The sequence below is a fragment of the Salinimonas marina genome (assembly GCF_015644725.1).
Lineage (GTDB): Bacteria > Pseudomonadota > Gammaproteobacteria > Enterobacterales > Alteromonadaceae > Alteromonas.
The window spans coordinates 2,950,227-2,965,088 of the sequence record NZ_CP064795.1 but is presented as its reverse complement, the minus strand read 5'-3'; the positions used below and the strand labels follow the sequence as shown (position 1 = coordinate 2,965,088).

The 14,862-nt window shown below is 48.6% G+C and carries 13 protein-coding genes; 4 read left to right on the top strand and 9 right to left on the bottom strand.

Going from position 1 to position 14,862, the window contains the following annotated elements; all coding sequences use genetic code 11:
• Position 1: 1 nt before the first annotated feature.
• Together IT774_RS13270 and IT774_RS13265 are read left to right on the top strand one after the other, a co-directional pair.
• The gene (locus IT774_RS13270; RefSeq protein WP_195810184.1) at positions 2 to 796 is read left to right on the top strand and encodes a Stf0 family sulfotransferase; all 795 of its coding nucleotides are present in this window, start codon (positions 2 to 4) and stop codon (positions 794 to 796) included.
• A 55-nt stretch (positions 797 to 851) separates the two neighbouring features.
• The gene (locus IT774_RS13265) at positions 852 to 1,658 is read left to right on the top strand and encodes a polysaccharide pyruvyl transferase family protein (RefSeq protein WP_195810183.1); all 807 of its coding nucleotides are present in this window, start codon (positions 852 to 854) and stop codon (positions 1,656 to 1,658) included.
• 102 nt (positions 1,659 to 1,760) lie between these two features.
• Here the strand turns inward: IT774_RS13265 and IT774_RS13260 are convergent, their stop codons facing one another.
• From IT774_RS13260 to IT774_RS17795, 7 genes are all read right to left on the bottom strand, one after another.
• Positions 1,761 to 3,224 carry a lipopolysaccharide biosynthesis protein gene (locus IT774_RS13260; protein ID WP_195810182.1) on the bottom strand — a complete coding sequence of 488 codons (1,464 nt, stop codon included), beginning with the start codon at positions 3,222 to 3,224 and terminating at the stop codon, positions 1,761 to 1,763.
• Between the two features lie 75 nt (positions 3,225 to 3,299).
• Positions 3,300 to 5,354: a right-handed parallel beta-helix repeat-containing protein gene (locus IT774_RS13255; protein WP_195810181.1), complete on the bottom strand. Its 2,055-nt coding sequence runs from the start codon at positions 5,352 to 5,354 to the stop codon at positions 3,300 to 3,302.
• Positions 5,355 to 5,649: 295 nt separating this feature from the next.
• The gene (locus IT774_RS13250; protein ID WP_195810180.1) at positions 5,650 to 6,162 is read right to left on the bottom strand and encodes a protein-tyrosine phosphatase family protein; all 513 of its coding nucleotides are present in this window, start codon (positions 6,160 to 6,162) and stop codon (positions 5,650 to 5,652) included.
• Between the two features lie 15 nt (positions 6,163 to 6,177).
• The gene (trhA, locus tag IT774_RS13245; RefSeq protein WP_195810179.1) at positions 6,178 to 6,813 is read right to left on the bottom strand and encodes a PAQR family membrane homeostasis protein TrhA; all 636 of its coding nucleotides are present in this window, start codon (positions 6,811 to 6,813) and stop codon (positions 6,178 to 6,180) included.
• Positions 6,814 to 7,075: 262 nt separating this feature from the next.
• Entirely contained in the window at positions 7,076 to 7,243 is a 168-nt protein-coding gene (locus IT774_RS13240) for a hypothetical protein (RefSeq protein WP_195810178.1), read from the bottom strand.
• Between the two features lie 63 nt (positions 7,244 to 7,306).
• On the bottom strand, positions 7,307 to 7,969 hold the full coding sequence (locus IT774_RS17800; protein ID WP_332308893.1) for a DUF2254 family protein: 663 nt from the start codon (positions 7,967 to 7,969) through the stop codon (positions 7,307 to 7,309).
• A complete protein-coding gene (locus IT774_RS17795; RefSeq protein ID WP_269749768.1) occupies positions 7,900 to 8,604 on the bottom strand; it encodes a DUF2254 family protein in 705 nt (234 codons plus the stop codon). Before IT774_RS17795 ends, IT774_RS17800 begins: the two co-directional genes overlap by 70 nt.
• A gap of 397 nt (positions 8,605 to 9,001) precedes the next feature.
• On the opposite strand from IT774_RS17795, the gene IT774_RS13230 reads away from it, so the two are divergent.
• Together IT774_RS13230 and IT774_RS13225 are read left to right on the top strand one after the other, a co-directional pair.
• Positions 9,002 to 9,526: a methanogen output domain 1-containing protein gene (locus IT774_RS13230; RefSeq protein WP_195810177.1), complete on the top strand. Its 525-nt coding sequence runs from the start codon at positions 9,002 to 9,004 to the stop codon at positions 9,524 to 9,526.
• A gap of 9 nt (positions 9,527 to 9,535) precedes the next feature.
• Positions 9,536 to 11,482, top strand: a complete 1,947-nt coding sequence (locus tag IT774_RS13225; RefSeq protein WP_195810176.1) for a hybrid sensor histidine kinase/response regulator — start codon at positions 9,536 to 9,538, stop codon at positions 11,480 to 11,482.
• Positions 11,483 to 11,687: 205 nt separating this feature from the next.
• Here IT774_RS13225 and IT774_RS13220 read toward each other — a convergent pair whose 3' ends face one another.
• Both IT774_RS13220 and katG read right to left on the bottom strand, forming a co-directional pair.
• Positions 11,688 to 12,293, bottom strand: a complete 606-nt coding sequence (locus IT774_RS13220; RefSeq protein ID WP_195810175.1) for a YigZ family protein — start codon at positions 12,291 to 12,293, stop codon at positions 11,688 to 11,690.
• 241 nt (positions 12,294 to 12,534) lie between these two features.
• Positions 12,535 to 14,757: a catalase/peroxidase HPI gene (gene katG / locus IT774_RS13215; RefSeq protein WP_195810174.1), complete on the bottom strand. Its 2,223-nt coding sequence runs from the start codon at positions 14,755 to 14,757 to the stop codon at positions 12,535 to 12,537.
• Positions 14,758 to 14,862: the final 105 nt, after the last annotated feature.

Below are 14,862 nucleotides of genomic sequence, written 5' to 3'. Positions count from 1 at the left end.
TATGGCACTATATGAAGATCAGTTCAGTGAAGAGCACGACTTTTCACAACAAACCGAGACTCGTAAAACCCTGATTATTGCCTCTACGGTGCGCTCAGGCAGTCATATGCTAGGACATGTGCTACATCAGACCGGCGGCTTTGGCTTTCCGCTGGAATATGGCAATAAGCAAAACCTGGAACAGTGGAAACAGCAAACTGGCGAAACCTCTACGTCAGGTTGTTTACAGGCAATTATGCGCCGGCGCACCTCGCCCAATGGCGTGTTTGGCATCAAGGTGCATTATTCGCATCTGCCGGTGTTCGGCGGTCTGGCAGGGTTATCAAAGCTGTTCCCCAACCCGCATTTTGTTTTACTGACCCGTGAAGATGTTATGGCGCAGGCGGTGTCGCTAGCGGTTGCCCGCCAAACCGGCGCGTGGATTGCACAGCAACCGCAGTCCGGCGTCTCGCCTCGTTATAATTTTGAAGATATTGATCAGGGGCTTCGGCGTATTTTGTTTGAAAACAGTTCCTGGCGATACACGCTGGCGGCTTCCGGTGCTAAGTATATGGAGCTCAACTTTGCTGAAGTGAAGGCCAATACCGCCAATACCGTGTTACGTATCGCCGACTTTCTGGAACAGGCTATTGATGCCAGCCGAATTCCTATTACTCCGGTAACCAAAAAGCAAAGCAGCGAACTCAACCAGCAGTGGCTGAACCGCTTTGTTACACAGTTTGACCCGGCCGATGAATTACTACGCTACAACCGTGAGAGCGTATGGCGCCGTGTGTTGAAAAAATTTGTTAAATAATGCGGTGCCGGGTTCAGGCCCGTGGCACTGATTTAAAATTGCAGGAAACCCCCACATGTTTTACGAATGGGCTGAAAAGCAAAAATACGCAAAAGAAAAGTCACTGATATTCTGGTGGCAGTCAAAAAAAGATCCCCGTCCCAATATCGGTGATTTTGTGGCGTATGATCTGGTGAACCGTATTCTGGCCAATAAAGGCAAGCTGATTACTGACAAGACCTCTCACAGCAATAAGCTGGTCAGTGTGGGCTCGGTGCTGCACTTTGCCAATACCGGAGACTGTATCTGGGGCACCGGACTGAACAAAAAGATGGATGACAAAGTTAATAAGTTCTCCACCTTAGATGTGCGTGCGGTACGCGGGCCGTTAACCCGGGAGTATCTGCAAAAACGCGATATCGAGGTGCCGCAAATATACGGGGACCCGGCGCTGTTATTGCCCTACTTTTATCCCCGAGCCCTGATGGAAAAGCCCGAAAAGCAAGACTATATCGTCATTAATCATATGAATGATGATATGAAAAAATATCAGGGCCACGAGGCCAGACTGGTCTCGCCCATGCAGTATCCAGGCTCATTTATTGAACAAATCATCAATAGTAAATTAGTGATTTCCAGCTCATTACACGGCGTCATCATTGCCGAAGCCTACGGGGTACCGGCGATTTTTTTTGACTCCAACAGTGGCGAGTCAATGTTCAAATATGAAGATTATTATCAGGGCACCGGCCGACAGGACATTCCTAAAGTCAGCACTGTGGAGGAAGGGTTAAGCCGCACATTTGCGCCACTTCCCGATTTTACCCCCATCGCCAATAAGCTGTATCAGGCCTTTCCCTTTGATTTGTGGAATGCCAAATAAGCACACATGGTATTGACGAAAAAAAGGCTTGCCCCACCGGCAAGCCTTTTTTGTGTGTGGCTGTTACTTATGACTATTGAAGAGGGTTATTCAAAAGGGCTATCAGGGCGTCACCACCTTCTTTTTGGCGGCGCGCTGAGTTTTTAATTCACCCATTACCGCCAGGGTTTGTTTTCTGAAAAACAACAAAAGAATGCCCGCGTAAATCGCTGCGCCTGTGGCCACCAATGCGGTCAGTTCAAGATAGACATTATCCAGAGCGTAAAGATGACTTCGCTCGATGAATAACACCGCGGCATACATCACCACGGATGCCATCGAGAACATCCAGGTATTGCGCAATGCATCGCCAATCCCTATCCCCAGATGCCGCTTAACCAGCGCAAACTTCAAAAAGAGGGTAATATAATTCGCCACGACCAATGCCCCGACCACGGCATACAGTCCCCAGGGAACCGCGGCCAGGGGCAGGGCCAGGTTAACGGCCAGGTTGATCATATTCAGCTTGAAAGCCTGACGGGGTAAGCCTCTTGAAATTAACAGATTAGGCAGGTAGTACGCCATCACCTGCGTGGGTGCCATCACCGCCAGAATCGATAACAGATAGGCGCTGGTTACCCACTTGTCACCAAATACCACATCAATGAAGGGATGGGCGACGGCCCCAATACCAAAATACACCGGTGATACAAACAGGGCGGTCATACCCACCACCCGGCTGAACACCCCGCTTAGACGGTGGGTTTCTACCCGGGATAACCCCGCCAGGGCAATCCGGTTCAGCGGCTGGAAAGTCAGGTTATTGATTACTGAAAATCCCTGGCGGGCCACCGAGGCGTAAGCAAAAGTGGCGGCACCCAAAAAGGCCGCGATAATGATATTGGAGGTCTTTTGTGAGAAAAAATTCACAAACGACATGGCAATCAGGGGTTTGGCGAACGTGATAATTTCCGGCAGATGTTCGGTGCTGGTAATTTTTTCAGGTCGAAAATCCGAGCGCCAGCAGGTCAGCGCGGTAGAGATAAGGGCCTGTACAATTTTACCAAAAATAATCGCCCAGGCGCCGAAGCCTTGCAGCGCGGTGACCACTGACACCACACCACCGACTAAGATTCCGGCAGCCTCGTAGGCCGCCAGTTTTTTGTTTTCAAAATTACGTTCCAGCTTGGCCTTATGCACCAGTCTGAAGCCGTTGGCAATTGGCACCACTGCCAGCGCTGCGATGAGTTGGGCGGCAAGCTCAGAGTAAGTGAAATAGGCTATGGGCACGGCCACCATAAAAATGAGCAGCGTGATGGCCGCCGATACGCCCATTAACACCCAGAACGATAAACTGGCAAATTTATTGTCCCAGTGGTCACGCTGAATCAGATTCTGGCTAATACCGACTGTGACAAAAAGATTGCAAAACTCCACCACCATCAGGCAGATAGCGACCAGGCCGAATTCTTCGACGCCAAGAATCCGGGCCATAATGGCATAGACTACGAAGTTAACTACCTGGGCAAAGCCATTGGCCGACAGGTTGAAAAAGGCACCCGTAATCGATTTTGCTTTTAAAGACATGAACTACCGCACATTGTTAATGGTGAAGGTTAGTGGTAAAGAATAAACCGTGACAATGGCAAGCAAAAAGCCTGCCTATTGTATTATTCCATAAATAAACGCTTCACCGTCTGCGGATGTCTGACTAAAGTTGTTAATTTTGTACGCGGGGCTTACTGGTAGCGTGATTTGCTGACCGCCATCAAGAATCTCCTGCGCTTTATCCACATTCACCAACTTGGGATATGCATACGGTACGGTAATGGTGCCCATAATTTTGGGCGCGCCCCGTTTCATATTGATCAGATAATTGTTCACAAAGGTGCTGCCATTAAAATCTTCCTGGTCGAACAAATTATAGCCCACGGTATTATTGTCATGTTTGGTAATAACAACATTATTCTGGGCATGGGTCAGCAGCGTGCTGTCTTCCTGAAAACGTGAGGCCGTAAAACCATTACGGTTTACTTCAATCAGGTTATGGAACAAATACGACTTACCATACGCGCCAGCCAGCAGGCCGCCCATTTTTATCCCTGCCCACTGTTTACCGGTGGTGTCGCCCAAATCGTGTATATAATTATTAAACACAAAGCTTGGGCCAACGCGGGTGGGGATCACGCTCACGCCGGTGTAGGTGTTGGAGATATCATTGTTGTAAACCATGACATTATACTGGCCGCCATCAACTTCGATGCCATCGTCGTTGCCATAGGCGAAGGTATTGTTGTAGATAGCTGCGTCACGAACAAAGCCACCCAGCGGCGATGAGTTTTTGCGACCTTCAATAACATCATTAAAACGATGGTCGGGTTTGCCGGTAAATTCGTTGTTACGGATGACTACCTGGCCCTTAAAGCGTGGGTCTGGGTGATTGGCATGGGCAAAAAAGGCATTAGGTCCTTTCGGGTGACCCGAGCGCCAGTCGTTGGCAAAAGGCACCGGATCGTGCACTTTGCAATTTTCCACGGTGACCACGCCGCTTTGGCGCAGGTAAATAGCCGAGTCGTAATTAATGGGTTCGGCCCCTTCCTTTTCAAAGGCAATGCCGTTTTTTATGATGTTGGGTTCGCGGCCCCAGTCGGCGATATCACAGTGATTAATCCAGATGTGATGAGCCTGGTCAGCATAGATACTATGGGTACGGCCGCCACGTACGGTGATATTCTCAAAGTAGATGTAGCTGTTATCACCAATGCGGATGGCGTTTTTATCCCCGTCAGTGGCGCGAATTACGGTGTCCGGGTCGCCGACAATTTTTGCCCAGCCGTCTTCACTACCTTCAATTCCCATCTCTTCCAGATCCAGGGTGCCGCCCTTGTAGATCTCTGACAGGTGATAAACTTTGTCCGGATCAATAGGCGGCGTATCAGCACGGGTTTCAAAGGTTTTCTCATGATTTTCACGACGCCCGTCCGAATACTGAACCTCAATCTGAGCTTCGTAACGGGTGGCCGGTTCCAGGTACACCAGCGGTCCTGTGTGGTTTCCGGTTACCGGTTCATAAACCAGTGGCCGGCCCTGCTGCCAATCGCCGTTGTTGTCTACCGCACGATACCGCAGGGTCACTTCAGCTGTCTCGGGCAGATGTTGTACCGTGATACTGGCCGACTCCATCAATGGTTGCACAAAAATGGCTTGTTGGGTCATCGCTTCCGGATAGATAGGATTGGTCAGCACGCCGGTAGAAGATGCCCATTTGGTTAATGTGTTGTTGTCGAACACCTGCTTTTGCTTTAGCTCGCGAAACAGAGCATAACGATTGAGTGGGAACATCAGCATCGCGGCGCGTACCACCGAACTGGTCCGGTACGATGAATCTTCGGCGGTGGTGATAACGGCCTCGGTCAGAGTATGCCCCTGATGAATGGCCAGCAGCACTGCTGCGGCTTCGTCAAATTCGCTGGGACTGAGCTTTTTCAGCATGCGTTTGTATTTGCTGCTCTTACTCAATGACTCCACAACTGATTCAACAGCGGATACGCTGTCAGCACCTTGTTTATCCATTGTAGCAAATGCAGATTTACCAGGCTGATCAGCGATAAGGGCGTCGCGGGTAAGCGCCGGGAAACTGGCTTCACTGACAGCGGCTGAAGGGCCGCTTAGCAACAATAGAGTGCTTAAGACATTAAGTATTGGCGTTTTGCGCATGTAACAAAGCTCCTTGAAAAGGGAACAAAAACAACAACAGCGTAGCGAGGGGCAAAGCTATATGCAGAAAGAAGCCGTCCTTACCATAACCCATGGCAAAGATATTGAGCGAACTGCCGGTTACTTACCAGTGACACTACTTTATTGACCCGCTGTCGCCCGGATAGGATATCTTACCAGGATACCCTAAGTACTTAGCGTACCGGCCCGACTAAAGCAAATTGCATGCAAGGCTTAATAGATTAAGTTAATTGCAGGCGCTTCAGCACGGCAAAAGGAGAGGAAGTTTAACGCTTCAGAACTGGTAGCGGACCGACTCACCCAGATCCGCAGCCCAGGCTAAGTCTTTGCGCAGCAAAGAATTTGTTCCATGGCTCTGTAAACTATGCAGGGCACTGTAAGCACTGGCAGAAGGCAAGCGAAGATGATGTAATAATGCATAGGTAAACAATAAACAACGGTGCTGATCGGTATCACAATGCAGATAAATACTGGCGCCATTTGCTAACAATTTTCCGGTCGCGTGCAAATATTGTTGCAACATGGACACATCGGCGGCCCGGGTCGTTACGCTGATATCTATCGGCATCCATAGCCATTGCAGGCCCGCTTTTTCAGTTATCGCTGCGACCTCATGACTGTCTTCGGCCGAGGTTTGCAATGAACCAACATGACTCACCTGAGCACGCTGCATCGTGGCCATATCCTGCTTGCCGGGGCGCGGCCCCACAGCCACTCTGCCCACGCTTGTAGAAAACCAGTCAGGGGCGGCGATAGGGGTTGAACAGGGTGTGGCAGACTGAGACATGATTCTCCGTGGTGGTTACATCGCAAAATAATAAATCGACAAAAAATGACAAAGACAACCGCCCAGCACAAACAGGTGCCAGATAGCGTGAGTGTATTTTACCTTTTTTGCGACATAAAACAGAACCCCTATACTAAAACAAAGTCCACCGGCCAGTAACAGCCATAACCCGGTGCCCGGTAAGGCCAGATAAAGCGGGTATATCACACCCAGAGCAATCCAGCCCATTAATAAATAAGTTGCCACCGATACCTTAGGAAAACGGTGTTGAGCCACCAGCTTAAAAATAACGCCCCCCAACGCCAGTACCCAGATCAGTGCGGTCATGAAAATACCCAGCCAGCCGCCCACCGCCACCAGCAGTAACGGGGTATAGGTGCCGGCAATCAGTAAGTAGATCGCGCTGTGATCAAACAGTTTTAACCACCCCTTTGTCGGCGGATGGGCCACCGCATGATACAGAGTAGAGCTTAAGAACATTAGGATCAGCGTTGAGCCATAGATTGCAGCAGCAGACATCGCCAATGGATTGTCTGCCTTTAATAGCAAAAAGATCAACCCGGCGATGGCCGCTATAAATCCTATGCCATGGGTTAGCGTATTCAACCGCTCTTCAATAAGCGAGTATGCCTGAGACTTCAGTGAGGTCATGAACCTGGCCCTTTAACGTCAGTTACCGAATAATATGAGTTCCAGCGCACAAGTGTACACTCAAAATGCAGGTACGTAAGAAGACTAATTAAGGATGAGTTTTACCATCATACATCTATACCTAACGAGAGCTTTGTTATGAATAACGGGCCGTATTGGCTGCCGGTATTGCTGTTATTGCCGCGAAGCGTGTAAATCACGTTGCAGATGCGATAGATACCGCCGCAGTCCTTTTTTGTATCGCTGCAGGCGCTATAACTATTTATTTTAGTGAGAAATCCTGAAGTATCATGCCATCGGGGAGCGACTTCAGTGGCGTCACGGTTGCAGGCGGCAGGGGCACCGGTTGAGCCTGGCTAATATCTGCCAGCACACCCAGGGGCTCCGTCACAAAATGATGCAAAAATGGCTCGTACCAGAACCTGGTCATCACCGGATAGCGGGTTAGATACCCAGGCTAACCGAACTATGATTTGTATATTGAGGCTGGCATTTATAGCTTTTCATCGACGTTTTGATGATCTGCTGTCGCGGTATGTAACGCCTGCAAATCAGCTTCTATATTGAGCGCCTTACTGGCTCTGACAATGGCTAACTCACGATGGTAGTGAGCCGACGCCTGCATCTCTTGGTTATCCAGCAATTCCAACGCGTACAATGCTTTTTGTAACCGTATCCCAACTTCAACCACCGAAGCACCGTCACGGGCGATGGGAGTGAAGGCATCATTGAACATATCTGCTATGGAGATTTTCGGCACCGATATCCGGTCATAGGCAATTTTCGGCGTGTCTTTCACCGCTGTTGCAGCAGGGCTTTGGCAGAATATGCGCTCCAGGGCCCCAATAACTTTAATTGCCGTGCCCGGATCATTTACTGCTGGAGATAAAGCCCGACCAGCGATTTCGGCTAACACGATCAAGCCAAAACGTGGGTCCTCTTCAAAAGTACGATCGTTATCGATATTAAAAAAGCCTGCAAGTTGGGCATTATCAATTTCACTGTCCTCATCAATAAGCTCACTGGATGTAATAACCATCAATGGCTCTGACATTGATACAAAATCGCCAGGAAGGGCATTAATCTCTACATGGCTTTGTGTTTCTTCAGCCCATTTCTGTAAGCTTTCCATGTCGATATGCTGTACATAACCAATTTGGTTGTTAGCAAAAATGCTTCTTCCTTTTTGCGGGGGCCAGTGAGCGGTATGCCTCCATAAGCGGGCTGTTGTTGACGACGCAGCATAGCTTGGGCGGTGGCATGTTCAACTTTATCAATAGTTGAGCCGATGCGACCCAGGCGCGCAATACTATCTACCCACCTGACGAACGTGATGATCACCACCGCGAATACGCAAGCCGTAAGAACGAATAGTACAAACAACCCCGCTTTTTCGTAGTAGGCATTTTTCACCGCCATCAATCCCACCACACTGAAGATAAATGCGCCGACAAAAGTTGAAAGGGCATTCTGAGAAACATCATCTGCTAACACCAGGGAAAAGGAACGCGGGGTAGCTGAGCTACTTGCTGAAGAATATGCCGCGACCATGGAGGCCACAGAGAATGTAGCGATCACTAACATGCTTGCTGCCATAAGAGACAACAGACTTTCGACCGAGTCCTTCGTAATGGCCGGAACAATATTGGCCGTAGTGGAGTTTCCTACAAGCTTGGCGGCGAAGACCCCAATAATAGAAAGCATACAAACCATCAGGGGCCGAACCCAAAGACGCTCTTTAAATCGATTAAGTCGAAAACGCAGCTGATCTATTGAAAACAACCAGGTCATATAGTGTCCTCTAAGAGCGATTACATTAAGGTAGGGAATGAGTTTGTTATTCTTTAAGTACGCTTTTCAGGCCCAGCATAGCATGTATTTTAGACAAAAAATTTACGATGTGTCATGCTATCGTCTAACGAAGGTATAGGTGTTAAACCTTTTTTTGTAGAAAAATGACAAGGTTGCTAAGTTCAGTTTTAATCACCACCGGCCAAGGTTGTGACAGACCTCCAACACACAAAAAGCAGATTGCAACCTGCGGGACGAACCGCCGTGAACGGCTTAAAAAGATGCCAACCGCTGGCTAGACATTCGTCGTGTGTCTCTATGGTTATAAAAAATCGTCTATATAGGGGCCTGTATGCCCACCCATGTGACATGAGCCATGCTAACAATAGAGGTTATTATGAACGATGAAAAACGTATTCCTGTCCTGAACTTGCCCTTAGAGCGTGACAATTTTCTTCGCACACTGATTCGCCATTTGTCCGGTACTTTAGAAGAAGTCATCGGGCTTGATGAAGCCTCGGGCTTTATTAGTGTGGTGGGTCAAAGGATGGGTGAAGAGATTAATGAACAATATCGAAGCGCACTTAGTCTTGATAAACTTTCGCCTACCCAGGTAAGCGCTGTATTGGTAGATTTGAAGCGCCGTATCAAAGGCGATTTCTATGTTATTGAACAAGATGAGCAAAAAATTGTGCTTGGTAACAATAAATGCCCATTTGGAGACAAAGTCCACAACAGACCTTCGATGTGCATGATGACGTCCAGCGTATTTGGCACGATAACGGCCGATAATCTGGGCTATGCCAGAGTGTCTTTAGAAAAAACCATTGCAAACGGTGACGGTGAATGTTGTGTTGTGATTCATCTAACTGAAAGTGACAACAAACAAAAAGACACGGGTATTGAGTATTATCAAGGGTAAGAAATAATAATGGAAGCTGTAATTTATTATCAACGACTCTTGTCTCGCTTCCCAGAACCGGCTTTGTTAGTTGAAAGGGATGGAAAGGTGAGAGCCTTTAATAAGGCTGCTTCGAACATGTTTAAGCAGCCTTTGGTTACGGGTGGCTTTCTCTTCGAAAGCCTGACTGCAGACGCCTGTGAGAAAGACAAAGAGTATATTAGGCGATGTGCCAAAAGCAGCCAGGTGGTTGCCGGAAAAATACTTTTATCTTCTGTTGGCCCGGCCGTTGTTTGTTATGGATCGTTGTTGGAGCCTGCAACAGAACATCAGGCGGCTCTTATTTTTTTGCGTCTATCCAGCGAGGCACCTTCGAAGCTTAAATTCAGTATTTTAAAAGAAAAAATAAATCAACTGAATAACGAAATTGGTCGTAGGTTAACAACACAACGGGCGTTAAAACAACAGTCTCTTTTTTTTGAAACAACACTCAATTCCATCGGTGAAGGGGTAATTGTCACCGATAATCAATCCAACATATCATTAATGAATCCAATTGCAGAAGCAATAACCGGGTGGCATTTTCCTCAGGTTAAAGGAAAAGCAATCACCACAGTTCTCAGGTTTTCCTCTGAGGCACACCAGGATTCCGGTCGCTCGTTTGAAAAGTCTCAATTTTCGACCGATGAAGTTTATGAGCCCCAGCTTTTTACTGCCCAACTCAATACCAGGCAGGGCCAAGCGGTCACGGTGGAGGTGACCCTCGCCCCTATCGTATCTGATACAAAGAAACATGGCTTCGTCATGGTTTTCCACGATATTTCGGAAAAACAAAAGTTAGAGCAAGAACTCAGGGACCGAGCTAAAAAACTGGGTATTATGAATGAAAACAAAAGTCAGTTTATGACCATGCTTGCTCATGAATTACGGGCCCCCATTGCACCCATTAGTTACGCAGCAGAGCTCATTAAGCATAATTTGCAATCTAATTCAGAACACCATAAACCATTGCATACTATCCAAAGAAAGGTCGGTCATCTGAAACGTCTGGTAGATGATTTATTGGATGTATCTCGTATCACGCTGGGTAAAATGAAAATAGTGAAAGCCGACGTGGATATCGCCGACTTGACCAGAATGCTTTGTGAAGAGTTAAGAAGCCAATACCTTGAAAATGGCGTAGAGCTTTCTGTTTCGATACCAACAGAAGAATTGTGGGTAAAAGCAGATGCTGATCGTATGACGCAGGCGTTACACAATATTTTATATAACGCTTTAAAGTTTACGCCTCTGGACGGAGGGGTAAGTGTGACCTTAAACAACCATGGCACCCAGGTACAGTTGTGCGTTGTAGATTCAGGGGTCGGTATTGAGAAGGCAGATTTGGGCAGACTGTTTGAACCGTTTTCCCAGGCTGAACAAACCTTAGACAGAAGCAAAGGTGGCCTCGGGCTGGGGCTGGCTTTGGTCAAAGGAATTGTAGATTTACATGGTGGTAAGGTTCAGGTAGACAGTGAAGGGCGTAGCACAGGCACAACATTTACTATTACGCTGCCTTTAGCCCAAGGCCCTCAACAAAGCCTTACCACTGTGAAATCCAGTCATTCACAGCATAGACATCATCGAATATTGTTGATTGAAGATGATTATGAAACCGCCAATATGATGAGCGAATTACTGACATTAAAAGGCCATCTGGTCAGCATTGCCTACACCGGGCCTGAAGGCGTTGAAATGGCGGCACAGGTAGAGCCCACCTTTATTTTTTGCGATATCGGCCTTCCCGAATTGAATGGCTTTGACGTAGTTAAAAAACTTCGGGACTCACCTGGAACATTACACGTCCCTATCGTGGCCTTATCGGGGTATGGTGAAAAATCTTTTGTCGACAAAGCAATGTCCGTAGGATTTAACGCCCATATTGTGAAGCCGGCTTCATTGCAACAGCTACACAGAGCGTTATCAAAATTTAGTTAAACAAGAACAGCGTATTATGCTTGCTAAGCACGCCAATGCCCTTGTTCGCAGGGCAGCTCTTCATTTTTATACCGCCATGCTGTCTACACATTGATTTATAACCTACCGTTGTACACAACTATTCAGCGAGTTTGATCAAGGCAAATTGCCAGGGGCCGGGGTTGTTCGCCACAGCGAGCCTCCAAAATGCTGCTATGGTGCTACCTTACTGCTGGGCAAGGGGATAAACAGTAAATCCCATGCTGCCTGCTAGCGACACGAGTGGTGTGAGCGCCGTTTCGGGCAGTGCCAGAGTGAGGTGAACCCGATGATCATAGCTGACCTTATCAATCTGACCCTGGTGCTCATCCACAAAATGTCGCAAAAATTGTTCGTGTTTAAAGTCGGTCACAATGTGGCGCTTGACCAGCACAACATGTGCAACTGTGGGCAAACTTTCCAGCGTCATCTGGGTACTTCCGGAGTACGCTCTGACCAGTCCTCCCGCGCCAAGTTTGATACCACCAAAATACCGTACCACCACAATCATCACATCACCGGTCTGGTTATGCTGCAATACATTCAAAATAGGTTTACCGGCGGTGCCTGAGGGTTCACCGTCGTCGGCCATCGCAACACTAACCGGCATTTGAGGATCGCCGAATAGATAAGCCCAGCAGTGGTGTCGGGCGTCAGGGTACTGGGCTTTCACCTGTTTTAAAAACGCCATCGCCTGTTCACGATCAGCCACATGTTGGGCGATACCGATAAAGCTGCTTTTTTTTATTTCAAGGCGGGTCTGGTGCCAGCCACGGGGAATATTATATGCCATAGATTGGCAATTATACGCCGGAGCGTCATAGGATGTATAGATTTAGCCAGAAAAGGGGCAAGCGCTGTCACAGCGCTATGGGAAGCAGGCATCTGGCGACGCGCCGGCCGGGTTAAAAATTTATCGGAATGAAAGCAGCTCAGTTCACACCAGACTCCGTCTCGAGGGTAGGTTTGGTTATAACAAAGGCCAGCATCAGTGCTGGCCTTTTAATGGTTACCAATGTAAAACCTGATTCAGCCTATTGCAGGTCAAACCGATCGTTTTGCATTACCTGCACCCAGGTGCTGACAAAGTCATCCACAAACTTCTGCTCTGCATCTTTTGATGCGTACACTTCAGCAATGGCACGCAGCTCAGAGTTTGAACCAAAAATCAGATCCACCGGGGTGGCGGTCCATTTTTTCTCACCACTTTGACGATTTACCCCCTGGTACACACCAGCCTGGTTGTCGACTTTTTCCCACCGGGTAGACATGTCCAGCAGGTTGGTGAAAAAGGCGTTGTTAAGCTGGCCAGGCGTCTGGGTCAGCACGCCATGTTCTGTATCATTATAATTCGCGCCCAGTGCCCGCATGCCGCCTATCAACACGGTCATTTGTGGTACGCCCAACCCCAATAAATCCGCACGTTCCACCAACATCTCTGTCGGGCCTTTAAAGGCCTCGTCAGAGTAGTAGTTTCTGAATGCATCGGCTTTGGGTTCTAGCCACTTAAATGACTTCACATCGGTCATTTCGGCGCTGGCATCATTGCGACCCGGCTCAAAGGGCACGTCTACCTCGTAGCCAGCCTGTTTTGCCGCTTTTTCGATGGCGGCGGCGCCACCGAGTACGATGGTATCGGCCAGCGAAATTTGTACATCACCGTTGTTCTTATTGAAGTTCTGCTGGATCTGCGTCAGCTGTTTAAGAACGTTATCCAGTTCTTCAGGATTGTTCACCGGCCAGTCATTCTGCGGCGCCAGACGTACCCGGGCGCCGTTGGCACCACCGCGCATATCGGTATCCCGATAGCTGGCTGCCGATGCCCAGGCGGTTCTGACCAGCTCGGGTACCGACAGACCACTGTCCAGAATACGTGATTTCAGCGTTTTAATTTGCGCATCATTTACCAGGGTATAGTCTACCTTCGGGATCGCATCCTGCCACTTCAGGATTTCTTGCGGAACCTCATTACCCAGATAACGGGCCCGGGGACCTAAATCACGGTGATTCAGCTTAAACCAGGCTTTAGCAAATGCCAGTTCAAAGGCTTCTGGATTTTCCTTGAACCTAAGTGCGATTTCACGAAACTCAGGATCTTTCTTAATGGCCACATCGGTGGTGAACATGATCGGCGCATGACGTTTGCCTTCAATATGGGCATCCGGCACCATATTTTTGGCTGATTCTGAATCCGGTACCCATTGAGTGGCCCCCGCCGGGCTTTTGGTTTTCACCCAGTTAAAAGCAAACAAGTTCTCCAGATAATTGGTGGTCCACTGGGTGGGGGTTACAGTCCAGGCGCCTTCCAAGCCACTGGTCATGGTATCTTCGGCATTGCCTTTGCCACATTTGTTTTTCCAGCCCATACCCTGGTCTTCGATATCCGCCGCCGCAGGCTCTTTACCCAGACAGTCGGCTTTTTTGGCACCGTGGGCCTTGCCGAAGGTGTGACCACCGGCAATCAAAGCCACAATCTCTTCGTCGTTCATGGCCATGCGACCAAAGGACAACCGAATATCTTTGGCGGCGGCAAGGGGATCAGGATTACCATGCGGGCCTTCAGGATTAACATAAATCAATCCCATTTCTACTGCTGCCAACGGGCCTTTCAGCTTGCCTTTTTTGTCCCGGCGCTCATCGGTAAGCATTTTTTCTTCGGGCCCCCAATAGACCAGATCCGGCTCCCAGTCATCTTCGCGACCACCGGCATAGCCAAAGGTAGTAAAGCCCATATCTTCTAATGCAACATTGCCGGTCAGTGCCATTAAATCCGCCCAGGAGATATTACGGCCATATTTTTGTTTAATGGGCCACAGCAACCGGCGGGCTTTGTCCAGATTGGCATTGTCTGGCCAGCTGTTCAAAGGGTCGAAGCGCTGTTGGCCGCCACCGGCGCCACCGCGACCATCCACCACCCGATAGGTGCCGGCAGCATGCCACGCCATACGAATAAAGAACGGCCCGTAATGGCCATAATCTGCCGGCCACCAGTCCTGAGAGGTGGTTAATACCTTACGAATATCCGCTTTAACATCAGCCAGATTCAGCTGTTCGAATGCTTCGGCATAGTCAAATTGTGCCCCATAAGGGTTGGATTCAACGCCATGGGCGCGAAGGGGGGATAAATCTAATTGCTCGGGCCACCAGAAAGCGTTACTGCGGGCCTCATTAGTCACCGTTGGCGCTGCTATGGTTACCGCTACCGGCGACAAGGTAAGACTGACCGCCGTGGCGACACGTAGGACTCGTTTAAACATGATTTTCTTCCTTAGAATTGGAGTTTACCTGAGTGGAAACACTTATTAAGAATCGTTCAAAATCCTGAATTTAGGAAATAAGTAAATTAGATTATCCTAATCGTA

Coding starts and splice junctions, on each gene's coding strand:
- trhA (WP_195810179.1), bottom strand. CDS start 6,813: ATGACCTCACTGAAGTCTCAGGCATACTCGCTTATTGAAGAGCGGTTG.
- IT774_RS13265 (WP_195810183.1), top strand. CDS start 852: ATGTTTTACGAATGGGCTGAAAAGCAAAAATACGCAAAAGAAAAGTCA.
- IT774_RS17795 (WP_269749768.1), bottom strand. CDS start 8,604: ATGACCTGGTTGTTTTCAATAGATCAGCTGCGTTTTCGACTTAATCGA.
- IT774_RS13260 (WP_195810182.1), bottom strand. CDS start 3,224: ATGTCTTTAAAAGCAAAATCGATTACGGGTGCCTTTTTCAACCTGTCG.
- IT774_RS13250 (WP_195810180.1), bottom strand. CDS start 6,162: ATGTCTCAGTCTGCCACACCCTGTTCAACCCCTATCGCCGCCCCTGAC.
- IT774_RS13240 (WP_195810178.1), bottom strand. CDS start 7,243: ATGACCAGGTTCTGGTACGAGCCATTTTTGCATCATTTTGTGACGGAG.
- IT774_RS13220 (WP_195810175.1), bottom strand. CDS start 12,293: ATGGCATATAATATTCCCCGTGGCTGGCACCAGACCCGCCTTGAAATA.
- IT774_RS13270 (WP_195810184.1), top strand. CDS start 2: ATGGCACTATATGAAGATCAGTTCAGTGAAGAGCACGACTTTTCACAA.
- IT774_RS13225 (WP_195810176.1), top strand. CDS start 9,536: ATGGAAGCTGTAATTTATTATCAACGACTCTTGTCTCGCTTCCCAGAA.
- IT774_RS13255 (WP_195810181.1), bottom strand. CDS start 5,354: ATGCGCAAAACGCCAATACTTAATGTCTTAAGCACTCTATTGTTGCTA.
- IT774_RS13230 (WP_195810177.1), top strand. CDS start 9,002: ATGAACGATGAAAAACGTATTCCTGTCCTGAACTTGCCCTTAGAGCGT.
- katG (WP_195810174.1), bottom strand. CDS start 14,757: ATGTTTAAACGAGTCCTACGTGTCGCCACGGCGGTCAGTCTTACCTTG.